This is a genomic window from Allomuricauda sp. TY007 (assembly GCF_010468565.1).
Lineage (GTDB): Bacteria > Bacteroidota > Bacteroidia > Flavobacteriales > Flavobacteriaceae > Flagellimonas.
Window position 1 is genome coordinate 72155 of sequence record NZ_WUEG01000012.1, and the last position, 23907, is coordinate 96061.

General features: G+C 41.3%; 25 protein-coding genes. 12 read left to right on the plus strand and 13 right to left on the minus strand.

The genetic code is table 11. The annotated features are described in order from the left end of the window. The first annotated feature begins 48 nt into the window (after nt 1–48). Complete coding sequence (gene carB / locus GO009_RS13155; RefSeq protein ID WP_163626706.1) at nt 49–2901, plus strand: carbamoyl-phosphate synthase large subunit; 2853 nt, start codon at nt 49–51, stop codon at nt 2899–2901. Nucleotides 2902–2940: 39 nt separating this feature from the next. Here the strand turns inward: carB and GO009_RS13160 are convergent, their stop codons facing one another. The 3 genes from GO009_RS13160 to GO009_RS13170 all read right to left on the minus strand — a co-directional run bounded on the left by GO009_RS13160 (nt 2941) and on the right by GO009_RS13170 (nt 4879). After that, nucleotides 2941–3528 carry a hypothetical protein gene (locus tag GO009_RS13160; RefSeq protein WP_163626707.1) on the minus strand — a complete coding sequence of 196 codons (588 nt, stop codon included), beginning with the start codon at nt 3526–3528 and terminating at the stop codon, nt 2941–2943. Between the two features lie 258 nt (nt 3529–3786). Then, a complete protein-coding gene (locus tag GO009_RS13165; RefSeq protein ID WP_163626708.1) occupies nt 3787–4227 on the minus strand; it encodes a carboxymuconolactone decarboxylase family protein in 441 nt (146 codons plus the stop codon). A gap of 64 nt (nt 4228–4291) precedes the next feature. After that, entirely contained in the window at nt 4292–4879 is a 588-nt protein-coding gene (locus tag GO009_RS13170) for a Crp/Fnr family transcriptional regulator (RefSeq protein ID WP_163626709.1), read from the minus strand. A gap of 195 nt (nt 4880–5074) precedes the next feature. Between GO009_RS13170 and GO009_RS13175 the strand changes: the two genes are divergently transcribed. Beyond that, nucleotides 5075–5917, plus strand: a complete 843-nt coding sequence (locus tag GO009_RS13175) for a 1,4-dihydroxy-2-naphthoyl-CoA synthase (RefSeq protein ID WP_014031397.1) — start codon at nt 5075–5077, stop codon at nt 5915–5917. Nucleotides 5918–6062: 145 nt separating this feature from the next. On the opposite strand, the gene GO009_RS13180 is transcribed toward GO009_RS13175, so the two are convergent. Further along, on the minus strand, nt 6063–7571 hold the full coding sequence (locus GO009_RS13180; RefSeq protein ID WP_163626710.1) for a S41 family peptidase: 1509 nt from the start codon (nt 7569–7571) through the stop codon (nt 6063–6065). A 213-nt stretch (nt 7572–7784) separates the two neighbouring features. Here GO009_RS13180 and GO009_RS13185 point away from each other — a divergent pair, with 213 nt between their 5' ends. The 5 genes from GO009_RS13185 to GO009_RS13205 all read left to right on the plus strand — a co-directional run bounded on the left by GO009_RS13185 (nt 7785) and on the right by GO009_RS13205 (nt 10864). Next, on the plus strand, nt 7785–8294 hold the full coding sequence (locus GO009_RS13185; RefSeq protein WP_163626711.1) for an RNA polymerase sigma factor: 510 nt from the start codon (nt 7785–7787) through the stop codon (nt 8292–8294). Beyond that, on the plus strand, nt 8281–8715 hold the full coding sequence (locus tag GO009_RS13190) for a hypothetical protein (RefSeq protein ID WP_163626712.1): 435 nt from the start codon (nt 8281–8283) through the stop codon (nt 8713–8715). Before GO009_RS13185 ends, GO009_RS13190 begins: the two co-directional genes overlap by 14 nt. 11 nt (nt 8716–8726) lie before the next feature. Further along, nucleotides 8727–9266, plus strand: a complete 540-nt coding sequence (locus GO009_RS13195) for a DUF4252 domain-containing protein (protein ID WP_163626713.1) — start codon at nt 8727–8729, stop codon at nt 9264–9266. A gap of 112 nt (nt 9267–9378) precedes the next feature. After that, entirely contained in the window at nt 9379–9918 is a 540-nt protein-coding gene (locus tag GO009_RS13200) for a DUF4252 domain-containing protein (protein ID WP_163626714.1), read from the plus strand. 130 nt (nt 9919–10048) lie between these two features. Next, a complete protein-coding gene (locus tag GO009_RS13205) occupies nt 10049–10864 on the plus strand; it encodes a mechanosensitive ion channel family protein (protein ID WP_163626715.1) in 816 nt (271 codons plus the stop codon). A gap of 646 nt (nt 10865–11510) precedes the next feature. Here the strand turns inward: GO009_RS13205 and purB are convergent. Beyond that, nucleotides 11511–12854 (minus strand): adenylosuccinate lyase, encoded by a 1344-nt coding sequence (gene purB, locus GO009_RS13210; protein WP_163626716.1) that lies wholly within the window; start codon nt 12852–12854, stop codon nt 11511–11513. A gap of 46 nt (nt 12855–12900) precedes the next feature. Then, nucleotides 12901–13473: an adenylosuccinate lyase gene (locus tag GO009_RS13215; protein WP_163626717.1), complete on the minus strand. Its 573-nt coding sequence runs from the start codon at nt 13471–13473 to the stop codon at nt 12901–12903. 35 nt (nt 13474–13508) lie between these two features. Here GO009_RS13215 and GO009_RS13220 point away from each other — a divergent pair, with 35 nt between their 5' ends. After that, nucleotides 13509–13961 carry a heme-binding domain-containing protein gene (locus GO009_RS13220; RefSeq protein WP_163626718.1) on the plus strand — a complete coding sequence of 151 codons (453 nt, stop codon included), beginning with the start codon at nt 13509–13511 and terminating at the stop codon, nt 13959–13961. On the opposite strand, the gene GO009_RS13225 is transcribed toward GO009_RS13220, so the two are convergent. The 3 genes from GO009_RS13225 to GO009_RS13235 form a co-directional block, all read right to left on the minus strand. After that, nucleotides 13945–14643, minus strand: a complete 699-nt coding sequence (locus tag GO009_RS13225; protein WP_163626719.1) for an NAD-dependent deacylase — start codon at nt 14641–14643, stop codon at nt 13945–13947. The genes GO009_RS13220 and GO009_RS13225 overlap by 17 nt on opposite strands. 27 nt (nt 14644–14670) lie before the next feature. Then, complete coding sequence (locus tag GO009_RS13230) at nt 14671–15423, minus strand: DJ-1/PfpI family protein (protein ID WP_163626720.1); 753 nt, start codon at nt 15421–15423, stop codon at nt 14671–14673. Between the two features lie 85 nt (nt 15424–15508). Then, on the minus strand, nt 15509–16516 hold the full coding sequence (locus GO009_RS13235) for a glycoside hydrolase family 43 protein (RefSeq protein WP_163626721.1): 1008 nt from the start codon (nt 16514–16516) through the stop codon (nt 15509–15511). Nucleotides 16517–16618: 102 nt separating this feature from the next. Here GO009_RS13235 and GO009_RS13240 point away from each other — a divergent pair, with 102 nt between their 5' ends. The 3 genes from GO009_RS13240 to GO009_RS13250 are packed head-to-tail and all read left to right on the plus strand — an operon-like array spanning nt 16619 to nt 18226. Next, nucleotides 16619–17272, plus strand: a complete 654-nt coding sequence (locus GO009_RS13240) for an RNA methyltransferase (protein ID WP_163626722.1) — start codon at nt 16619–16621, stop codon at nt 17270–17272. Between the two features lie 42 nt (nt 17273–17314). Beyond that, on the plus strand, nt 17315–17842 hold the full coding sequence (locus GO009_RS13245; RefSeq protein WP_163626723.1) for an SRPBCC family protein: 528 nt from the start codon (nt 17315–17317) through the stop codon (nt 17840–17842). A gap of 3 nt (nt 17843–17845) precedes the next feature. After that, entirely contained in the window at nt 17846–18226 is a 381-nt protein-coding gene (locus GO009_RS13250; protein ID WP_239057467.1) for a VOC family protein, read from the plus strand. A gap of 3 nt (nt 18227–18229) precedes the next feature. Here the strand turns inward: GO009_RS13250 and GO009_RS13255 are convergent, their stop codons facing one another. From GO009_RS13255 to GO009_RS13270, 4 genes are all read right to left on the minus strand, one after another. Continuing rightward, nucleotides 18230–19912, minus strand: a complete 1683-nt coding sequence (locus GO009_RS13255) for an alpha-amylase family glycosyl hydrolase (RefSeq protein ID WP_163626724.1) — start codon at nt 19910–19912, stop codon at nt 18230–18232. 98 nt (nt 19913–20010) lie between these two features. Further along, a complete protein-coding gene (locus GO009_RS13260) occupies nt 20011–20796 on the minus strand; it encodes a carboxypeptidase-like regulatory domain-containing protein (protein WP_163626725.1) in 786 nt (261 codons plus the stop codon). Nucleotides 20797–20871: 75 nt separating this feature from the next. Continuing rightward, nucleotides 20872–22626, minus strand: coding sequence for a DEAD/DEAH box helicase (locus GO009_RS13265; RefSeq protein ID WP_163626726.1), 1755 nt, complete (start codon nt 22624–22626; stop codon nt 20872–20874). Between the two features lie 143 nt (nt 22627–22769). Beyond that, nucleotides 22770–23351: a non-canonical purine NTP diphosphatase gene (locus tag GO009_RS13270; protein ID WP_163626727.1), complete on the minus strand. Its 582-nt coding sequence runs from the start codon at nt 23349–23351 to the stop codon at nt 22770–22772. A gap of 60 nt (nt 23352–23411) precedes the next feature. On the opposite strand from GO009_RS13270, the gene GO009_RS13275 reads away from it, so the two are divergent. After that, a complete protein-coding gene (locus GO009_RS13275; protein WP_163626728.1) occupies nt 23412–23864 on the plus strand; it encodes an isoprenylcysteine carboxylmethyltransferase family protein in 453 nt (150 codons plus the stop codon). Nucleotides 23865–23907 lie beyond the last annotated feature (43 nt).

The following is a 23907-nucleotide window of genomic DNA, read 5'->3' on the forward strand; positions in this document are numbered from 1 at the left end:
CACCTTTTTTTTGACATATAAACAAATAACGAGAAACCCCTAAAGAAAATGCCCAAAAGAAAAGATTTAAATTCCATTTTGATTATTGGTTCTGGTCCGATTATCATCGGTCAGGCATGTGAGTTCGATTATTCAGGTTCCCAAGCACTTCGATCGCTTAGGGAAGATGGTATCGAAACTATTTTGATAAACAGTAATCCTGCCACCATTATGACGGACCCTACCATGGCGGACCACGTTTATCTTAAACCATTGACAACGAAGTCGATCATTGAAATACTCAAAAAACATCCAAATATTGATGCGGTATTGCCAACTATGGGCGGACAAACCGCATTGAACCTTTGTATCGAGGCCGATGACAAAGGTATTTGGGAAGATTTTGGAGTGAAAATCATAGGGGTGGACATCGACGCCATCAACATTACCGAAGACCGTGAAAAGTTTAGGGAGTTGATGCTCAAAATTGGTATAGGAATGCCTCCACAGGCCTCTGCAACATCCTTCCTAAAGGGAAAGGAAATTGCCCAGGAATTCGGGTTTCCGTTGGTGATTCGAGCTTCTTTTACGCTTGGTGGGGCAGGAGCGGCTATCGTACACGATCCAGCAGAGTTCGACGATATGTTGAGCTATGGTCTGGAAGTTTCTCCCATTCACGAAGTAATGATCGATAAAGCTTTGATGGGCTGGAAAGAATATGAATTGGAGTTGCTACGCGACAAGAACGACAATGTAGTCATCATCTGTACCATTGAGAATATGGACCCCATGGGCATCCATACAGGGGACTCCATTACCGTGGCTCCTGCGATGACCTTGTCCGACAGAACTTTCCAGCGCATGCGGGATATGGCCATCCACATGATGCGCAGTATAGGGGACTTCGCAGGTGGATGTAACGTTCAGTTTGCCGTGAGTCCAGATGAGAAAGAAGATATTATTGCAATCGAGATCAACCCAAGGGTTTCCCGATCTTCAGCTTTGGCATCCAAGGCTACAGGGTATCCGATTGCGAAAATCGCTGCTAAATTGGCCATTGGCTATACTTTGGACGAGCTGGACAATCAAATTACCAAATCAACATCAGCCTTGTTCGAGCCAACTTTGGACTATGTCATCGTAAAAATACCACGTTGGAACTTTGACAAGTTCGAAGGTTCCGACAGAACCCTTGGCCTTCAAATGAAGTCCGTAGGAGAAGTAATGGGTATTGGACGATCGTTCCAAGAAGCCTTGCACAAAGCTACACAGTCCTTGGAGATCAAACGAAACGGATTGGGTGCAGATGGAAAAGGGTACAAGGATTACGAAACCATTATTGAAAAATTAAGAGTGCCAAGTTGGGACAGGGTTTTCGTAATCTACGATGCCATTCAACTCGGTATCCCATTAAAACGCATCCACGAAATCACCAAGATAGATATGTGGTTCCTAAAACAATACGAGGAATTGCACTTCTTGGAGATGGAAATATCAAAATACACCATAGAGAGCTTGCCAAAAGCATTGTTGTTGGAAGCAAAGCAAAAAGGTTTTGCGGATAGACAAATTGCCCACATGTTGGATTGTTGGGAGAGTGAAGTGCACAGTAAGCGTATGGATTTGAACATCAATCGAGTGTACAAATTGGTAGATACTTGCGCCGCTGAGTTTAAAGCGGTAACGCCTTACTACTATTCTACTTTTGAAGAAGAAATAGAGACACCCGATGGTGAACGCTACGTGGCCAACGATAGTGTGGTTACCGATAAGAAAAAGGTAGTGGTTCTCGGCTCCGGTCCAAACCGAATTGGTCAAGGAATCGAGTTCGATTACTGTTGTGTGCACGGTGTTTTGGCTGCCGCCGAATGTGGTTACGAAACCATCATGATCAACTGTAACCCGGAAACAGTTTCCACGGATTTTGATACCGCGGACAAGCTTTACTTTGAGCCTGTTTTCTGGGAACATATCTACGATATCATCCTTCACGAAAAACCAGAAGGCGTAATTGTACAGTTGGGAGGACAAACCGCTTTGAAGCTTGCCGAAAAGCTGGACAAATACGGAATCAACATCATCGGGACCAGCTTCCAGTCCTTGGATTTGGCCGAGGATAGGGGAAGTTTCTCCACATTATTGAAGGATAACAACATTCCTTACCCAAGATTCGGTGTGGCAGAAACCGCAGATGAAGCCTTGGATTTGGCCGAGGAACTTAAGTTCCCCTTGTTGGTAAGACCATCCTACGTGTTAGGTGGACAAGGAATGAAAATCGTTATCAACAAAGAGGAATTGGAAGCCCACGTGGTTGATTTGTTAAGAAAGATACCAAACAACAAATTGTTGCTGGATCATTATTTGGATGGCGCCATTGAAGCTGAAGCAGATGCGATTTGCGATGGTGAAGATGTGTACATTATTGGTATTATGGAGCATATAGAGCCCTGCGGAATTCACTCAGGAGACTCCAATGCCACATTGCCACCGTTCAACCTTGGTGAATTTGTAATGCAACAGATCAAGGACCATACAAAAAAGATTGCATTGGCACTGAATACGGTAGGGTTGATCAATATCCAATTTGCCATAAAAGATGACATTGTTTACATTATTGAGGCAAATCCACGGGCATCGCGTACGGTTCCCTTTATTGCCAAGGCTTATGGCGAACCTTATGTAAACTATGCTACCAAAGTAATGTTGGGCGATAAGAAAATAAAGGATTTCGACTTTAGGCCACATTTGGATGGGTACGCTATAAAACAACCCGTATTCTCTTTCAATAAATTCCCCAATGTGAACAAAAACTTGGGACCTGAAATGAAGAGTACCGGGGAGAGCATTTTATTTATTGATAGCTTAAAGGATGATGAGTTCTATAACTTGTACTCCAGACGAAAAATGTATTTGAGCAAGTAAAAATAGAGCCAATATTCAATAAACCTTTAAGGCGGTTTCCTAATCAATCAATTCAAAAGATTCGGCAATCGTTTTAAAGGTTTTTTTATGTTCCACTTTTTTGTCTTTCAGGGTCCAGGCCATAATCATATAAACCCTGTCATTCCCTTCAACAAAGGTCAAAAAATAAGAGATTTCATCGGAGACACCATTAATATTGGCATCAATTTCTATAAATTCCGCACTCAAACCGTTTATTTTGAAAGATCGGGGTTTGGATTTACTATTGATTTCAGTGGTTCGAGATAGTATTTTTAATCGGGCATCCCTATAATTCTGTATTGTGGAAAGTTGCTCATCGTACTGCCCCAAATCCCTATATACTTCTTCAAATCTTGATTTTGGCTCATCAATTACCAAAAGATATGCCTCTTGGAGTAGGCTTTGATACTGAAGGGATGCTTCTTCATTCAATCCAGTAGTGCCCTTCATGAAACGCGGAATGTTTATTTGATATTCATTATTGATGGCAACGGTATTAAAATCTTGGGATTTGGGTCCGGAATCATTTTTTTCTGCATTAAAGTTTTTACATGATGAGCATGAAAGTATCAGCAAAACAAATAAAAAAGTATGCCTGGTCCTCATATCAAAGTTTTGATGTATTGTGGAACACTAATATAGGATTTAATCCCATTAAATGAGGCTAATTTTCCGATGCTCTGTATCCAAATGTGCTAAGGTTTGTTCGTTTGAACGCCTCGCGGGCTTGCCCGAAGGTAGTTTTTATTTCACGTTTTGTCCCCACCTAACCTCCCCAAAGGGGAGGAATTGTTCTCTCCTCCGTTGAAGGGGTTGGGGGAGGACTCTTTAGTTGCCTTTAGCGAAGGTAGTTTGATGACTTTTTTAATCCTGTAAAGGTTTGTGGGTGCTTATTGCAATACGGTTCCAAGCGTTTATGGTAACAATGGCCATAATAATCTGCGAAAAATAATGTTCATCGAATAGCTTTACGGCTTTTTTGTAAGTTTCTCGGCTTAGCCCATTTTTATGTACCATGGTAACTTCTTCCGTAGTTTTTAAGATTACCCTTTCTTCCTCGGAGAAAAGGTCTGTGTCCCACCAAGCATCCAATAAAAGTAGTCTTTTTGGGTTTTCTCCCAGTGCCAGGGCGTCTTTGGTGTGCATATTTATACAGAAAGCACAGCCGTTAAGCTGTGAGGCCCTAATTTTTATCAACTCGTAGTGAATTTTGTCCAACTGGCTTTGTTGCATGTAATTTTCAAGCCCGAGCATAGCTTTAAAGGCCAATGGTTCCGTCTCGTCAATTTGAATTCTTGTTTCCATGATTGTTTTTTTATAATGTTGATGCTAAGGTATTCAGAGAAACAAACAGAAAACTTAAACGGGTTTAAGAACGCTTTTTTGCCCGTATTTCACTTACATATTCTGGAGTCAACCCCAAAAAAGAAGCAATTAAATATTGGGGCACGCGTTGTGCAAATTCTGGGAAATGCTCTGTAAAGTGGAGGTAGATGTTCTCCTTTGATAAATCGTAGAGATATTTGACCTTGATCAAGGAAGCTCCATACCCAATTTGGTAAATAATCCTAAAATAACGTTCAAGTATGGGAAATTCATGGAGCAATTGTTCTTGTTTCTCATGGCTGATGGACAAAATCCGAGAATTTTCTACCGCTTGTATGTTAAAATCGGTGTTGGATCTGTTCTGAAAAGCCAAGAAGTCTGAGAGCCACCAATTTTCCAGAGCAAACTGAACGGTACGTTCCACACCTTTTTCATTGATAAAGTACATGTGCATACAGCCGTTGAGTACAAGGTGGATATGGGTACACGGCCCCCCGGCATGCATCAGTATTTCCTTTTTGTCCAAACAACGTTCATCAAAATACGACAAAATCTTGCCAAACGCTTTTTCCGAAACGGGTATATATTGGTTAAGGTGGTCAAAAAATGAATTGTAGGGTATTTTTTTCATGAACAACGCCTTTGGAAAGGCAAAGTTACATAAGTAAAATTACTGTTATGTTGTGGTTTGCCCCTAAGTAAAGAGGATGTGCAGAAAGCAACAATTTTTAGATTATGTCAGGTTTTGATCTATAACAAGCTCTGGAGGCACTTCTCAATGACAATAACGTAGAATTTCCGTTATTTGTGGTATAAAAAGTTTATTATGGAATCACCCAACTGGCAGACCGCCATGGAATTCGAGGATATCACCTATAAAAAATGTAATGGCGTGGCACGTATCGCCTTTAACCGCCCGGATATACGCAATGCGTTCCGCCCAAAAACCACAAGCGAACTTTACAAGGCATTTTACGATGCCCAGGAAGATACATCTATCGGGGTCGTGCTACTTTCTGGTGAAGGACCTTCATCCAAGGATGGTAAATGGGCATTCTGCAGTGGCGGGGACCAAAAAGCACGCGGTCATAAAGGCTACGTTGGCGACGATGGATATCACCGTTTAAATATTCTAGAGGTACAACGTTTGATTCGTTTTATGCCCAAAGTGGTAATTGCCGTAGTGCCTGGATGGGCCGTTGGAGGGGGGCATAGCCTGCATGTGGTGTGCGATATGACACTGGCCAGTAAAGAGCATGCCATTTTTAAACAAACCGATGCTGATGTTACCAGTTTTGATGGAGGCTATGGTTCGGCCTATCTTGCTAAAATGGTGGGGCAAAAAAAAGCGCGGGAAATTTTCTTTTTGGGACGAAACTATTCTGCTCAAGAAGCCTACGAAATGGGTATGGTGAATGCTGTAATTCCGCATAAGGAATTGGAGGACACTGCCTACCAATGGGCACAGGAAGTCTTGGCCAAGTCACCGACCTCCATAAAAATGCTAAAATTTGCCATGAACCTCACCGACGACGGTATGGTGGGACAGCAAGTGTTTGCAGGAGAGGCCACTCGTTTGGCTTACATGACCGATGAGGCCAAGGAGGGCCGCAATGCGTTTTTGGAAAAGCGCAAGCCCGATTTTGGCAAGGATAAGTGGATTCCATAGGTTAATATGTAATCGACGACAAACAGTTTACAATCAATTATTTGTAATGCCAAAAATGCTTGCCCTGAACTTATTTCAGGGTAAGGGCTATGGGTTTCCGTGTTAAGCTCAATAACGGTTTAGATGTTTTTTTAAACAGGTTTTTTTATTCCAACTCCAAATTAGTGGGAAGTGGTTTGTCCAAAAACATATTATCCTTTAATGGAGTATGTAACCTTGATGAGGTGAAAGATTCTGCGGGCATTTCCACTGTAAAATCGATTTTTGCAGACTCTCCTGTGATTTCTTGCAGGGCGCGGGCCAAAAGAGGCTCGCTTACGTCTCCCAAAACTCCAAGGTTGGTTAAATCTTCACTGAGTTCAATGTCGGGGCTTAAGCCGCTGGTGTAATCATAAAAACCATCCGCATTCTCATTTCTACCGACTAAAGGTTGTAGCCCCCAACTGTTGTCAGGATTTATATTACTTTCCCTACTGGAAGAATAAAGAAAGGGTAATTCATGGTCTGGATCATCGACCAATGTGATAGAAAATTCATTTTTACCGCGAGTGGTCGTTCCAATATGGATAACATCAATATAAGGGTCCAGTCCGTTCATCACCAATTCACTTGCCGAAGCAGAATCACCTGTGGCAATCACAAATACCCTGTTTAAGTTCAATGAGTTTATGGGGCTATTGGCCGGGGTTTTGCTTTCAAAATAGTCAGTGAGGGAAGCGTCGCTAAAAGCCGATTGGACTTTTGAGTTCCAACGTTGTCTTATGTAAACTTCTTCCGTGTTGGTACCATAGACCATGCTGGCTAAAAGGCGAGAGGTGTTTACATTGCCACCTGGATTGTAACGCATGTCCAAAACCAGTTCAGTAGCTCCATCGGCCTTAAATTTTGCAAAAACATTATTTAAATCTTCATTAAAACTGCTCAAAAAGCGATTGTACATCAAGTAGGCCACTTTTGTACCGTTAACGTCCAAAGTCTCGGCAATCAAAATAGGGTCTTCAACCTGATTCTCTATTTTGGAAAGCGAAACTTCTTTGGCACTATCGGAAATGGTATTGTTTTCTACCGTAGCCATTCCGAGCGTGTAAGTACTATTATCACCAAAAAGAAGGTTGATGTAGTTGCTGTCTGTCAGTTGGATACCATCAACTCTGGTAAAAAAATCACCTCGTTGAATATCCTTCGTCGAAGCATCGGAATCGGGCCAAACATATAAAACGTAGCCAAAAACATCATTGGTATTTCCAATATAAGATAACCTAAACTCCAATCCGTTGCTTTGGGATATACCGGAAAGACTGTTTACCAACTCAGTATAGTCTTCGTTGGCAAAACTAAATCGGTCTATGGCAGTTTCTTCACCGTAAATTTCTTCGTGTCTGTTACAAATGCTATAATAAAAATTTTCAGGATTAGAATTATTCTCCAAAAAAGCAGTGTATTCGGCGTTGGTGGAGAACCTATCATCAGCAAGGTCAGGAACATCAGCTTGCCAAAAATACCAAAGGTTCATGGCCTTCCACATAAAGTCTTGGGCAGCCACATCTGCAGTTGGGTCTGGATCGGGAGAAGGTCCGTTTTTGATTCCATCATCATCACTACACGACATAAACAAAACGGACAATCCCAAAAACAGGAAGAAATACTTTTTCATAACTTATTTTTTAATGAATTTACTCAAACTTTATTCCAAATTTATCAAGGGTGTAGGTTGAATTGAGTAAAATTACATGAACAATCATGCAAATTTGCCTTGCAAAATACCTTTATATAAGGACATTGCAAATTTTTTGTAACAATTTTCGATATGTATCGTCGTGATAGTGTAGGTCGATAAGAAAGACACAAAAACAACTAAGACAACCAAATGAAACAAACAGAATTCTTAAATGTGGTTTTACCTTTTCAGGATAAACTGTACAGGCTCGCAAAGCGCCTGTTGGTCTCCAGAGAGGAAGCGGAAGACGCCACTCAAGAAATTTTGTTGAAGCTATGGTCAAAGAACGAGTCCATGTCAAAGTACAAAAATGTAGAGGCCTTTGCCATGACCATGACCAAAAACTTTTGTTTGGACCGGTTAAAGTCCAAGCAAGCAGGAAACTTAAAATTGGTTCATAGCAACTACAGTGACGAAAACACTTCCTTACAAAAACAAATGGAGGCCGAAGACAGTGTGAGTTGGATGGAACGGATTATGGAAGACCTGCCAGAACAACAAAAAATGATATTGCAGCTACGGGATGTGGAGCAATACGAGTTCGACGAGATATGCGAACTCTTGGACATGAAACCCACAGCAGTGCGCGTAGCACTGTCGAGGGCGAGAAAAACAGTAAGGGAAGAATTAATAAAAAAACATAACTATGGAATTGGGTAACATAGAAAAAATATTGGAGAAGTATTTCGAGGCCACTGCCACAGTGGACGAAGAAAGAACACTTAGGGAGTATTTTTCACAAGAAGAGGTAGCACCTCATTTGGAACAGTACAAACCCATGTTCAACTACTTTTCCAAGGCCAAGGAAGAAAAGTACACCAAGCAGGTACCATTAAAACCTAGAGTAAACTATTACAAGTGGCTATCCGTTGCAGCGGCAGTAGTTCTTGCCTTTGGCATTTATTTTGGTAATCAGTACCAAGAAACTAAGCGCTTGGAACAAGAAAAGGCGGAGTTCGCCTACGAGGAAACCAAAAAAGCTTTTGAGCTCTTAGCAGAAAATTTTGGCCGAGGAACAGAAAAGGTGGCCTATCTAAAAGAGTTCGAAGAAGCAAAAGAGAAGATTTACAACAACAATTAAAAAACGAAAAGATGAGAAAGTATATTTTAATAACAGTAATGGCAGTATTGCCTTTGGCCGGATTTTCACAATCCCTTTTTGACAAATTTGAAGATTTGGACGATGTAACATCCGTAGTGGTGAACAAAAGCATGTTCAACCTATTGGCAAAGATTGATGTAGAGGTAGATGACCCCGAAGCTCAGGACTTTATGGATATTGCCAGTAGCTTACAAAGCTTAAAGGTCTTCACTACCGAGGATAAGAAAATCGGAGAGGACATGAAGTCGTCCGTGGACAGCTACCTAAAATCTTCCAAAATGGAAGAGTTGATGCGGGTAAAGGACAAAGATGCCAATGTCAAGTTCTACATCAAAGAGGGCAAGGATGCGGATCATGTGAGCGAACTGCTCATGTTCGTGACAGGTATGAATAACGTTGAGGCCGATGGCAGAAAGTTTGAGACTGTAATTTTATCACTTACCGGGGATATTGATTTGAACAAAATTGGTTCATTGACCAAAAAAATGAACTTACCGGAAGAACTCAACGAGGCAAGTAAAAAGAATTAATTAAGACATCGGTTGGCAATAATCGGTTGGATACTGTAACAAAACGCAACAAGCTCCAACTAATTATTGTCAACTGATTATCAGTTTATAAAATCAATCAAAAAAAGAACAGATGAAACATATTGTTAAAACCATGTTGGTGGCCGGGGCATTGCTTCTGGCTTCGTGCGCTTCGCAGCAAAGCCTGCAAGAGTATTATGTGGACAATTCGGAGAACCCAAACTTTTTGTCCATAGATGTTCCCGCAAGCATCTTAAAGCTGAACGAGGAAGATTTGAACCCAACTCAAAAAGAAGCTATTGAATCACTTCGTAAATTCAATTTGTTGGCCTTTAAAAAGAATGCCGATAATGAAGCGGAGTATGAGATTGAAAAGAAAAAAGTACGCGAAATCTTAAAGGGCGACCAGTTTGTGGAGCTTATGAAGATCAATTCAAAATATGGTAAAGGAGTCATCAAGTATTTAGGAGATGAGGACGCCATTGATGAAGTAATTATTTATGGGGATAGTGAAGATAAGGGCTTTGCCTTAGTAAGGGTACTTGGTAAAAATATGAACCCGGCCCATATAATGCAATTAATGCAAGCCATACAAAAATCCGATTACAAAGGAGAAGGGCTTGGTGAAATTGGAGATTTTCTAAAAGGCTAAGACCAATCATCATAAATTTCTAAGGGGGGGTGGCGTTTGTCACCCTTTTTCTTTTTAGGAAAATCAAAAACGTGACCTAGTTTAGTATCTTAGTGTCTCTTTGTAAAAACACTAACAAAACTATAACCTCATGGAAAAAGCACAAGAATGGTTTGATTACGGTATTGAACTGGCCAAAGAATTCGGCCCAAAACTGATTACGGCACTTGTTATCTACATTATCGGTATGTGGGTGGTCAATAAAATCATTAGTGGAACCCGAAAAGTAATGTCCAAGAGCAAGTACGATGAATCGCTCCAAAAATTCTTGTTGAACTTATTTTCATGGGCACTAAAAGTATTCTTGATTATTATCGTAATCTCTCGCTTAGGAGTTGATGTTACCACCTTTGCTGCTGTAATTGCTGCCGCTGGTCTTGCTGTTGGGTTGGCTTTGCAGGGGTCGCTTTCCAACTTTGCAGGAGGTGTGCTCATCATGATTTTTAAACCATACAAAATTGGCGATTTGATCGAGGCACAAGGTGTTTTGGGAAAAGTAAAGGGAATCGAAATCTTTACCACAAAACTGGTGACCCCACAAAACAGGCTTGCCATTGTCCCAAATGGTGCCATGGCCAATGGTAACATCATCAACTATACCGCAGAGGGTAAAATGCGTGTCGATACGGTAATAGGAGTGGGCTATGGCGAGGACATCAAAAAAACCAAAGAAGTGTTGTTGGAGGTGTTGAAATCCAATCCAAAGGTACTAAAAGACCCAGCGCCCTCTGTAAATGTGTTGGAGTTGGCGGACAGCTCCGTGAATTTTGCGGTAAGGCCTTTTTGTGAGCCAGATGATTATTGGGATGTGTATTTTGCGACTCACGAGAATTGCAAGTTAGCCTTGGATGAAGCTGGTATTGAAATTCCATATCCACACCAAGTGGAAATCCATAAAGAGGGATAAATGTATAGCTGGATTCTTGGGTTTTCAGGTTAATCATATAGGACTCAAGGATTTGACACGGATTTCACGAATGGGAACAGATGTTTTTTGCTCTTGAACTTGATGCTTGGGTTTGAACTTGTCAGAAGTCCGAAGCACGAAGTTGGTAGTAACCCAATAATTTCGAAACTCCGAACTTGGTGTTTTATTTGAGCAGTTCTTGCAAATTCGCGTCAGGTCCTCGTTCCTAACTCCTGCCTGTCGACAGGTAAGGTGTTTCGGAATCCCATAAGAGTGAGACCCTGAATCCAGTTCAGGGTAACCAGATTTCTCATACTCCTGTTGGTCGGTTCGAAATTACATTTCTGATGCACGAAGTCTTGTCTCTTTTGTCTTGGTTCTTGGCTCTCTTTTCTTTGCTCTTGAACTTGTGAATTGCATTTGTACTTGCGAAAAGAGATTCTTCAGTCGCTCCTCTCCTTCAGAATGACACTAGTACGGTCATTTCGAACCAGAACCCAATTGAGGTTGGGTGGAGTGTGAGAAATCTAAATTTTGCTGTTTTAGATTTCTCAATCGATGCTTTACATCTCATTTTCGAAATGCTTCCAGTGGATGAGATTCCTGCTTATCTCGTTGAAGAACGGGACGCAGAAATGACAAGTACTTAAACTCCTGTATAATTCGCCGGGGTTATTTGCTTTAACTCGGCTTTTATGGTATCGGAGACATTCAACGTTTCAATAAAATCGGCAATGGATTTTTGATTGATTTTTTCATTGGTTCGGGTCAAACCTTTTAAGGCTTCGTATGGATTTGGATAGCCTTCTCTTCGTAAAATGGTCTGAATGGCCTCTGCTACAACGGCCCAGTTGTCTTCCAGATCTTTTTCGAATTTGGCTTGGTTCAATACCAATTTATTCAATCCCTTTAAAGTGGATTGGAACCCAATCAGGGTGTGCGCAAAAGGAACACCTACATTTCGTAATACGGTGCTGTCCGTAAGGTCTCGTTGCAATCGGGAAATGGGCAGTTTGGCGGATAAATGCTCAAAAAGGGCGTTGGCAAGCCCCAAATTACCTTCGGAATTCTCAAAGTCGATAGGGTTTACCTTGTGCGGCATGGCCGATGAACCCACTTCCCCTTTTTTGATTTTTTGTTTGAAATAATCCATGGAAATATAGGTCCACATATCTCGGTCCAAATCAGTCAAAATAGTGTTGATGCGTTTAAGGCAATCGAACAAAGCGGCCATGTGGTCGTAATGCTCAATTTGAGTGGTGGGGAAGGAGTGGTGCAATCCTAGTTTCTCCTGTACAAATTGTTTACCAAAAGCTCTCCAATCGTTATTGGGGTAGGCTACTTTGTGGGCATTGTAGTTCCCGGTAGCTCCACCAAATTTAGCGGCGCTGGGGATATCGTTCAATAAATTGAACTGCTCCTTAAAACGCTCCACAAACACGTCGATTTCCTTGCCCAAACGGGTAGGGGAGGCTGGTTGCCCGTGTGTTCTTGCCAACATGGGGATGTTTTCCCATGCTTTGGCAAGCTCCTTCAATTTTTCCAAAACCTCTAAATAAGAAGGTACGTACACATTGTTCATGGCTTCTTTGATAGATAGAGGTATCGCTGTATTGTTGATATCTTGTGAAGTCAATCCAAAGTGGATAAACTCTTTGTATTTTTGAAGGTTTAATGCATCAAACTTTTCCTTGATGAAGTACTCAACCGCTTTAACATCGTGGTTTGTGATCTTTTCAATATCTTTTATTGCCTGTGCATCTTCCGCAGAAAACTCTTGATAAATTTTTTGTAATTCGGGGAGTAGCGTTTTATTGAAATCGGCCAATTGTGGCAATGGAACCTCGCAAAGGGCTATAAAGTATTCAATCTCAACTTGAACACGGTATTTGATCAGGGCCTCTTCCGAAAAATAGTCTTTAAGGGCCTCGGTCTTGTTTCTATATCTACCGTCAATCGGCGAAATGGCATTTAGTTGTGTCAGCGACATGGTCCAGAAAATTTTGAAAGCATCAAAGATACTTAAACGCTGTGGTTTAGACACCCAATTCGGTCAACTTATCCAGAGTTTTTTTTGCTCGGTTTTTGTAGCCCGTGGTTCCTTTGGCGTAACTGTCCTCCAGAACCAGTTTGAGTTCGGGGTGTACCCAATCAAATTTTAAACCTAAGTAATAAAGACTCGTCATTGAGAAAACTTTGGGCGCCATGTTCATGGGGCCAATGAGCCAGTCAAAACAGGATGCCATTATTTTTTCCAATTGATCATCAGTAATATTTTGCACAAAAATGGGGTCTTTTTTCTTAAAATAGGCTTCACAGACCATTTCACAAACGTGTGCAATGGGTCTAATACAAGATTCGGTTTTTAATTTTGACAAACCGTTCACAAAATCTTCAAAAAAAGGAAGGATCAAGGAGGGGTCTTTTCGCATTAAATGATCAAAGGTCCAACTCGCATTGAAACTTCCTGCTTTGTCTTCCAACAATACCTGTTTAAAAAGTGCCTTGGCCAGTCGGGGTTCTTTCCTCAATTGCTGAACCAAAACATCTATTTCATGTTTTGATATTCTACCTGAACTAAGTCTGATATGGAGTTCCTCTTCGGTCACAAAAAATCAATATATTTACTAAAATCCTGTAGGTGATGAAAATAGTAAAAAAAATAGCAATCGTTCTTTTGGTTGTATTGGTGGGAATGCAATTTTACCGTCCTGAAAAGAATATTTCCGAAGGTGACTATGTCACTGCTTTTGAAACGGAGACCCAACCTCCTGCCGAAGTCAAGAAGATTCTAAAAACAGCCTGTTACGATTGCCATAGTGCGAACACAGTGTATCCGTGGTACAATAATCTAGCTCCAGTTTCCTATTGGTTGGCAGATCATATAGAAGAGGGCAAGGAGCATCTGAATTTTTCCGATTGGGCCAACTACGATGCTGAAAAAAAGGACCACAAACTGGAAGAGCTCATCGAAGAGGTGGAAGAGGGAAAAATGCCCTTAAAGGAATACACATGGACCCATGCCGATGCGAAATTGTCCGAGGAGCAAATAAATGTATTGGTAGCCTGGGCAAAAGAAACTAGAGCCAACTATTAAAAAACTGTTCCACCAATTCTGGAATTCCCTCTGCTGCTGTTTTGGAGATTATGGTAAGGTTTTCAAAATCCGATGAACGGATATTGGGCTTTGGGTCTATAAAGTAAATTGGGATTTTATTTGGCGCGTAATGGATTAAACTTGCCGCTGGGTACACTTGCATGGAGGTTCCCACAATAATCAGTATTTCGGCCTGTTGTGTAATTTGTGCGGCCGTTTCCAACATAGGAACCATTTCGCCAAACCAAACAATATGGGGGCGTAGCTGGTGACCTTTGTCGTCCGTATCGCCTAAAACCAAGTCTTTTTCCCAATCCAACACATGGTTTTCGTTTACTGTACTTCGTACTTTAAACAGCTCACCGTGTAAATGCACTACATGGGAACTCCCGGCTTTTTCGTGCAGATTGTCCACGTTTTGGGTTACAATGCTCACATCAAAATCCCGTTCTAATTCTGCCAGAGCCTTATGGCCTGCATTGGGAACAACCTCCAACAATTGCCGTCTTCGCTGGTTGTAGAATTCGAGCACCAACTCAGGATTACGAGCAAATCCTTGTGGTGATGCCACTTCCATCACATCATGGCCTTCCCAAAGACCATTTTCGTCCCGAAAGGTTTTTAGTCCACTTTCAGCGCTCATACCAGCCCCGGTCAGTACTACAATTTTAGGCTTGGGCATTTTTTTGGTTTTATTTTAGGCAAGCAATCATTTTTTCCAATTTTGAAGACGGTCCAAATAAAGGTAGCTCTCCACAAATTTTCGGTGTTCCTCGTTTGTCATGGTTTCCAAAAGGTTCAATGCCGATATGTAACTTGCCAGATTTCCGTTTGAAGATAAAAATTTTCCGTCTCGGACAAAAGTCACCAAACTGTCGTTTTGAACTTTTAAGTTAGGATAATCTTTTTGTAATTGTGTGCCGCCACCAATCCAAGTTACAATTTTCTTTCCATCTGCAATTCCAGATGCACCAATTAACTGTGCTCCAGCACAATTACTGACGGTGTATTTGGTTTCTTCATTCTTTCTTCTGATGAATTCCACGATTTTTTCATTGTGTACCTGCGCATACATATCGTAGGCACTTGGCACGAACAATGCAGTTAATTTTGGACAGTTATCAAAAGTATAATCGGGAACAAAGTGCATTCCTTCTTCGGTGGTTATCGGATTGTCCGTTTCGGCTATGGTGATGACATTGAAGAGTTGTTTTCCATCAGCTGATGGTTTTGCGAATACGTCAGAAGTTGCTACAACCTCACTTTGAAGGACACCATTGTACATTAAAAGTCCAATTGTTGGCAGATTTTCTTTGAACGGTTTTAAATGTTTTGTCAATGTATCAGAATGTGAAATTCCTGTTTGAAGCCCGTTATCTTCATTTTTATCAGAACTTTTAGGAGTATTTGTGTTACAGTTAAAAAGTATAACGCTTAGTAAAATGGGAAGTAAATTTCTCATAACATTTTGATAATCAATTAAAATTATTAATCAAGACAAATGTATCCAGCATAATTCTGATAAAACTTAAACAGGTTTAAGAAACTTAGTTGCCGCCAACACCCTCAAAAGTCATAATCACTGGTTTTATGGTGCCATCGGGGTTGAATTCCATCTTGTCCATGCATGTAACCCTGTGGTCGCGGTCTTTGTTGGGAATAGGTCTTCGGTGGTATACAATGATCCATTCATCCGTTCCCGGTTTGTTGATTACGGAGTGATGCCCAGCCCCGGTGGCAATATCCCCTTCTTTGGATTCCAAAATGGTTCCGATGCGCTTATAGGGGCCTGTTGGTTTGTCTGCCATGGCGTAGGCCACTTTGTAACTGCCATCGGTCCAATTGCCTTCGGACCACATAAAATAGTAAATGCCGTTTCGCAAAAACATGAACGGGCCTTCCACATAACCTTCGGGTGTAATTTCTTTGAACAGACTACCATCTTCCCAAGGCTCAAAGCCCGTAAAATCTTCATTGAGTATGCCAAGGTTGCAATGGCTCCAACCTCCATAGAAAAAATAATGGGTACCGTCCACATCCTTAAAAACAAATTGGTCAATGGGTTGGGCGTCGTTGTAAAAGTCTGAAATCAAAGGTTCACCCAAATAATCTTCGAAAGGGCCTTCGGGACTATCGGCCACGGCCACACCGATTCCTCCATAATGATTAATGTCGTTATTGGGGTCATAGGAGCTTCTTCCTGGCCGTTGAATGTCATTGGCGCCAAAAAACAGGTAATACTTACTGTCCTTTTCTATGATGGACGGTGCCCACAATGCCTGTTTGAGCCATTTAATTTTAGTGGTGTCCAAAATGCGCTTGTGCTTTTCCCAGTTTATTAAATCCTTGGATGAAAATGCATCAAAATGAAGCTGTTTGTCATAATCATCTGAAAAGGTAGGGTAGACCCAGTATGTATCTCCAAATACAATGCCTTCGGGGTCGGCATACCATCCTTCAAAAATGGGATTGTTCTGTTTTTCTGTTGGTTTTTGGGCAATTAGCAGAACTCCATATAAAGAGCAAATTAACAGGGTTAGGGTTTTAGTGTTCATCTATGTGTGTTGGTATTTTAAGTATGGAAAATCAATTTGCTTCTAAGATAGCAAATCCCTTTGCCAAGAAATCAAAATATCATTTTTTCCTATCTTGGTTTTATGTTTGACCATGATTTGTTGACATATCTGGAGACTTATCTCACCGATGAACGAAAACAACGTTTTTTGGATGTTCTCCAACAGCGTACCAAACATATTACGGTGGCCATTGAAGATGTATATCAATTGCACAATACCAGTGCCATAATTCGCAGTTGTGATGTTTTTGGGGTACAGGACGTACATGTGATAGAGGATCGTTTTGGCAAACGTTTGGACAAAAATATAGCCATGGGAGCCGAACAGTGGGTAGATGTGCATCGCTACCAAACCACGACCGATTGTATCTCCAAATTAAAGAAAGGTGGTTACCAAATTATAGCGACTACACCGCACAACGATTCAACTATCCTGCCTGATTTTTTCCCAGCCATGAAATCGGCAATTTTCTTTGGAACCGAAAAAGAAGGGTTGTCAGTAGAGATAATGCAGCAGGCCGACGAATTCCTTAAAATTCCCATGGTGGGCTTTTCCGAAAGTTTGAATGTTTCCGTTTCAGCGGCCATCATCATCCAACAATTGGCACAAAAAGTGCGCGATTCCGACCTAAATTGGCAATTAACCGATATAGAGGTGTTTGAAAAACGATTGGATTGGACCAAAAAATCCATAAAAGATGTCGAGGGCATCATAAAAAGATACCTTTCCAAGTAAATAAATTTCGTATTTTTAGTTGATAACCAATAAATTACAGCTATGATTGTGCTATATATTGTTTTAGGTATAGTGTTGTTGATCATTATTTTGGCAGCTATCGCCCCAAAAAACTACAATGTCTCCCGCTCTATAGAAATTTCCAAACCCAAAAGCGTTGTTTTTGAGTATCTCAAATCCTTGAAAGGACAGGATGAATGGTCTCCGTGGGGAAAACGTGACCCCAATATGAAAAAAAAGTTTACGGGAACGGATGGTGAGGTAGGAGCCATTAACTATTGGAAAGGCAACAAAGAAGTAGGGGAAGGGGAGCAGGAAATCACAAAAATTGTGGAAGGCGAGCGAATTGAATCCGAACTTCGGTTTTTGAAACCTTTTAAGTCTACATCCGATGCCTACATTACTACAAAAGATATTGATGAGAACACAACCAAGGTAGTTTGGGGTTTCTCCGGAAGAAACAAGTTCCCCATGAGCATTATGATGCTGTTCATGAACATGGACAAAGCAGTGGGAAAAGATTTTGAAGAAGGTCTGGCGAGTTTAAAGGAAATATTGGAAAATAAATAAGCTATGGATTTTAATATGGTAGGCTGGTTCGAGATTCCCGTTAAGGATATGGAACGAGCAAAATCGTTTTATGAAGCTGTTTTTCAGGTTGATATAAAGTTACAGGATTTTGGGGGCACAAAAATGGGGTGGTTTCCTGCAGACCATGGAAAACCAGGTGCTTCAGGTTCATTGATTCAGAACAAGGATTGGTACAAACCTAGTAAAAGCAAAGGGGCGTTGATTTACTTCAATAGTCTAGATGTTCAAAACGAACTCGACCGTATTGAACCGAACGGAGGTAAAATTGTTCAATCAAAGCCCCAAATAAGCCCAGATGTAGGTTATATGGCAGTGTTTTTGGATTCAGAAGGGAATCGAATCGCACTGCACTCTAGGCAATAGGAATTATTCCACAAGTTCCAGCAAGGCAATATCATAATCATTATCCAACAGCACTTTTCCGTTGGTTACAATAACCTCGGTCTCGGAATAGGTGTCGTATAATTTAGTGCCATCTCCAAAGAACCCTTTTACCCAAAGCGACTTTTTACCTTTAGGTAAATCCAACCCCACAACTACTTTGTCTCGATATTCACCATTGACATAGGTTCTTGAAAATACATAGGGCGATTTGGACAAGCGTTTGTGCTTTCCGGCACCGATTGCTGGGTGATTTGCTCGGAACTGACCCAATTTTTGCCAGTGTTTGTGAATTTTTTGTGTTTCGGGCAGGCTGTCCAAATCTTCCCAGTTCATGAACGAGCGCAAGGTGGCATCGCCTTGTGTTCCTTCAATGGTTAAATCTCTGGATGTTTCGTCTCCATAATATACTTGCGATGCACCTGGGGTAAGCAACAGCACATTGGCAGTACGATAGGGTTTTGTTCTTTCCTTGTCGTAGGGTGCGCCATCATCGTGCGAGGTTAAATAATTAAGAATGCTCTTGTCCTTTAGCTTGGTGTGGAGCAGTTTGCTATATTTTTTAAAGATGGTCTCGTAGCTCTTGTCCGCATCGTTTTTGAGTTCAAAATTGATAAGGCTCTTAAATCCATAATCAAAGAAATCCACTTTTTTATCTCCAAAGTCAAATTCACGACCGCCCGAAATACCGTAGTTGTACACTTCGCCTACCATATAAAATGGATTGTCGTCCAATATTTTATGCTGATGCTTTTTCTTCCATGTTTCAAATGCGTAGTTCGCCTCCTTGTAAAGGTCTGCCCAAGCATTTTCATTCACGTGCTTCACAGTGTCCACACGGAAACCATCAACCCCTAGATCATTAATATAATCCGTAAGCCATTTGATGATGTAGTAACGAGGTGCTCTTGGGTATCCTGTGCGTTCAAAAAAGAGTTGGAGTTCATCCAGCTCTTTGCTCAAACGTCCCTCATCTTTCCATTTGGCCAAAAGTGCATCGGGCAATACAACTGCTTCATCCAATTCGGTAAGAATGTCGGGTAGATTCTCTACCAAGGTGCAAGCAGTAGTATTTTCGTAGGTGGTAAACTCACATTTTGGTCCGGTTCTTACCCAATCATCGGGCCAAACAGGGTCTTGTTCCGTAACAGGTCCGGTATGGTTTAAAACTACATCCAAAAGAACACGAATTCCTTTGCTGTGCGCTGTTTTTACCAGTTTTTCCAAGTCTTTCCGCGTTCCAAAGTTAGGGTCAATGGAAGTCCAATCCTTTGCCCAGTAACCGTGATAGCCATACGTTTTACCAGTTCCTTCGTCGGTTGCCCCGTGTACTTGTTCCACTACGGGCGTAAACCAAATGGCATTGATCCCCAATTCGGTAAAATAGCCATCTTCAATTTTTTGTGTGATTCCCTCAATGTCGCCACCTTCAAAACCTCTTAAAACCCCAGTTTCCTCGGTTCTGTCAAAATTCACATCGTTTTCAGGGTTTCCGTTATTAAAACGATCTGTCAACAGAAAGTAAATGTTGGCACCTTCCCAAACAAAAGGCACCTCCTTTTTGGGTGCCACTTTTTCAACCAGTTGGGTTTCTTTCTGCTTTTTTTCAACTTGCTTGCAGCCAAAAAACAAAGGTAGAACTGACAATACTACAAGTAGTTTTTTCATGGATCGGGATTTTGTTTAAAGCTATAAAATGCCCACGTAAATATGAAATTTATTTATAGCGGGGCAAGACTATCCCAAGAGCTGTGCTTAGTTGATGCTTATTGGTTCCTGTTCAGTACTTTGTACTCTTCGTAGCAGCTGGAAATTGCATCCAAAATTTGAAGGTCGTTCGCTGTTTTGATGAATGATTTGGAATAGTTACAGTTGTTGAGGATGTCCTCAATATCCACTTTTTCCAATTGAAGCAGTTCGGTAAGGGTTTCCCTATCAAACTTTGAAGCCAAGAGGTCTCTAATATTATCATCCTCTTTGATTTGTCGCAACTTGCGCATTTGCCTTGGTTTTTTTCCAAAAAGATTTCGCAAGAGGTCTGCTGGATTAAGAATGGCTCCCAAAACCTTGGTTACCGCACTCGGACTTTTGCTCCCGGCCTCATAACTGGTATTGAGACCGGAAATACTGTACTGGTATGCATTATTGTTCACAGGAAGGTTCTTGACATCAATTTCCAGATAGCCCGTAAGTTGATATGGCCTTACAACCACTTCTTCGAGTGCATAGGCCAATTCCGTCAATGCAATTTCGGTATTTCCAAACCGGAACATATCGTTGGTGACCCTTACCTTTTGGGTTTTAAATCCTAAATACGAAAAGTAAAGCGTATCGTTGACCGCCGCAGGAATGGTAAATTTCCCATTCTGGTTTGTAATAGTGCCTTTTACTTGGTTCAGGTTCACCACGTGCACACTTTCCAAAGGAAATTCCGTTTGGGCATTGATCACTGTGGCGGTAAACTCCTTTACCTCTTGGTTTTGTTCGTCTTCAACTTGGGAAAAACCGAGCAGTGGGATTAGGGACAGTAGTATAAGTAGTAATCTTCTCATGCAACCTTTGTAGCTATAAAAGTACTAAACAAAGAAAAATAAATAGGAGAGACTTACCATTTAATATAGAATTAACTAATAAAAGCCCTGCTTTTTCTTGCCTCCCTTTTTCCCGTAACTTCCTTTTTTTCCGCCTTTGTAGGATTTATTCCCTCCGCGGTATCCTCCGCCTTTTTTTCCGCGACGTTTTTTGCCTCCTTTTCCGCCACCACCGCTGCCGCCGGGGTTTTTGGATACTTCCACATTAATAAAACGGCCATCTACTTTAAACTCGGTAAAGGTTTGAAGAATGAATTCGGTCAGTTGTGCATCGGAATTAAAGAACGAGAAGGTGTCCTTGGTATCAACATTGTAAATATCTTCTTTTTCCAAGTTCAAAGTATCGCGAAGGAAATCTTTCAAAGACATCCAATCGTAACCATCGCGTTCCCCAACGTTAATAAAATAACGCACTGAGCCTTCTGATGGAATATCTCCTTTGGAAGTCCCCCTTTCCTTACCGGAATCTTGACTGTTAAGGTCTTTGGATTTGCTGTAGTAGTTATAAAACTGAGTAAATTCTACGGAAACAATCTTTTTGATCAGCTCGTCACGGTCAATACCTTCCAAAACATCGTTAATGGCAGGTAGGTAGCTATCAATCTCTTTATTGATTTTGGTTTCCTTGATCTTGTTGGCCAAATGATACAATTGTATTTCGCAGATTTCAATGCCATCCGGAATTTGTTTGGCTATGAATTCCTGCTGAATCTTTTTCTCTATGGCTTTGATCTTGCGTAGCTCGGAACGGGTGATGATAACCATGGAAATACCGGATTTACCGGCACGTCCTGTACGTCCACTACGGTGGGTGTAGGTTTCAATTTCATCGGGCAATTGGTAGTTGATTACGTGTGTAACATCGTCAACATCAATACCTCGGGCAGCAACATCGGTTGCCACCAACATTTGTACCTGCTTCTTTCGGAACGAGTTCATTACCAAATCACGCTGATTTTGGCTCAAATCGCCATGTAAGGCTCCGGCATTGTACCCATCTTCGATAAGCTTTTCGGCCACACGTTGGGTATCTCTTTTGGTTCTACAGAACACCACAGAAAAAATGCCAGGATTGGCATCTGCCAAACGTTTTAGCGCCGCATAACGGTCACGCCCGCCAACAACATAATATTCGTGCTGTACGGTGGATGCACCTGCATTTTTAGATCCAACAGTGATCTCTACTGGCTTGTGCATAAACTTTTTGGCAATCGTAGCCACTTCTTTGGGCATGGTGGCCGAAAAAAGCCAAGTTAATTTTTCTTGGGGCGTATTGGACAATATGTCCTTGATATCTTCGTAAAAGCCCATGTTCAACATTTCATCGGCTTCGTCCAATACACAATAATCAATTTTGGAAATATCGACCATGTTTCGCCCGATCATATCCTTCATTCTACCTGGAGTGGCAACAACAATCTGCGCCCCTCTTTTAATTTGTCGTGCTTGTTCGGTAATGCTGGCGCCACCATAAATGGCAACCACATTAAGTCCCTTTATGTATTTGGAATAGAGTTTTAATTCATTTGTAATCTGTAAGCAAAGCTCTCGCGTAGGGGATAGAATCAATCCTTGTGTGGTTCTGCTTTCCGATTGGATTTTTTGAATCATTGGAAATCCAAATGCAGCAGTTTTACCTGTTCCGGTTTGTGCCAAGGCCACCAAATCGGTTTCTTGATCCAATAAAATTGGGATTGATTTTTCTTGTACTTCTGAGGGGGATTCAAATCCGAGGTCGGAAATAGCATCCAATAGGGGTTTGTCCAACCCCAAGGCTTCAAATTTTGTCATAGCGGTGTATACCTTAAATCGCAAATATGTTTGTGTTGTATAGAGCGATTTTTGTATAACCCATTTAAGCCCATCACAACACCTTGCCCATACCGGCGGCGTTAATAAAGCGGCAAAGGTACATTAATTTTATTCCGTGCAAGCTAATAGACACTTTTTTTTAAGAAATCAACCAATTTTTGAATGGCCCTACCTCTGTGGCTTATAGCGTTTTTGGTCTCGGATGGCAGTTCGCCAAAGGTTTTGTCGAACCCATTGGGTTTAAAAATAGGGTCGTAACCAAATCCGCCGGAACCACATTCCGCTTCTGTGATGACGCCTTCAACGATACCTTCAAACGAGTAACTATTACCTTGTAGATTCAAATGGATCACGGTTTTAAAATGTGCCGCACGGTCGTTTTCCCCTTTTAGTTTAGATAACAATTTTGCCATATTGTCCTTGGCGCTTTTTTGTTCCCCCGCATATCTGGCGGAATAAACTCCTGGTGCACCGTCCAAAGCATCGACCAGCAAACCGGTATCGTCCGAAAAACAGTTTAAACCATGGGTTTGGGTCACAAAGTCTGCTTTTATTTTTGCGTTTTCCTCCAAGGTATCGCCTGTTTCGGGAATTTCATCAAAGCACTCAATATCCTTTAGGGATAACAGCTCTATGTTTTCAGGAAGTAATTGCTGGACTTCTTTCAGCTTATGGTCGTTATGGGTGGCAAAAACTAGTTTCAAATCAAAAAGGATTCTATTTTGAGTTTCAAAAGTAGTAATTTCGAGTTTTAAGCGATTTTTATGAAAATAAAAGTGCCGCCAGCTTTGGTAATGTTGGTTTTTGGAGGAATAATGTATGTTCTGGATAGATTTTTGCCAGTAGGTGAGTTCGATTTTTTCGGGAAAAAGCTGTTAATATGGTCCTTGTTCGGTCTTGGGAGCTTGGTAATCTTGATTTCCGTAATCCAATTTATGGTAAAAAAGACTACGACGGACCCATTGAACCCAAATAAAGCATCCAAATTGATAACCAATGGCATCTATAAATTTACCCGTAATCCCATGTATTTGGGAATGCTCCTCTTTTTGTTGGCCTTTGGGCTAAAGTTGGGCAATGCCTTCAACACAATTATTGCGGCGGGTTTTGTGTCCTATATGAATCGGTTTCAGATTAAACCCGAAGAGGAAGTTCTCGCTAAAATGTTCGGAAAGGAATATAATATCTACTGCAAGTTGACAAGGCGTTGGTTTTGATGGTTGGGATGTAGCTTGGTTGGGGATAGATATAAGAGACAAG